1 pseudogene is annotated in these 506 nt (G+C 71.3%); it reads right to left on the bottom strand.

Annotated elements, in window-relative coordinates:
- Positions 1-506, bottom strand: a pseudogene (locus tag C5B91_RS21470) (hypothetical protein); the annotation flags it as partial.

Below are 506 nucleotides of genomic sequence, written 5' to 3'. Positions count from 1 at the left end.
CGACGCCGACCGCCGTGAGGACGACCGAAGCGACGGCGGCCCAGACGAAGCGCCGGTCGAGCGGCGGGAGCGTCGTGAACTCGACCGGCAGATCGAACGCCTCGACGACTCTCTCGGCGTCCGCGACCGGCCCGAACGCGCGCTCCGTCTCGTCGTCGCCCCGGCCGACCGTCGCCGCGATGGTTCGCGTTCCGAGATAGCGGTCTGTGGGACGGGTCGCCACGACCTCGGCGTCGCGGAAGTCACCGACCGCCGCCGCCCACTGCGGTTCGCCGGTCAAGCGGTCGTGAGCGACGAGTCGGCCGCCGAACCGCCGGTAGGTCAGCCACCCGCTCGCGAGCGTGTCCTCGACCACGTCGCCGGCGAGCATGAACCCGAGGAGGGCGAGTCCGAAAAGGCCGAATCCGACCCAGACCGCGAGCGAGGCTTCCTCGGCGACGAAGGCGGTTCCGCCAATCCAGACCATCGCGGCCATGGTGACGTAGAACGGACCCGTCGTCGTGACC

It is taken from the genome of Haloferax sp. Atlit-10N (assembly GCF_003586325.1).
GTDB classification, from domain to species: Archaea; Halobacteriota; Halobacteria; order Halobacteriales; family Haloferacaceae; genus Haloferax; species Haloferax prahovense.
Note: the sequence above shows the minus strand (reverse complement) of the source record. Positions and strands in the feature narration are given on the sequence as shown.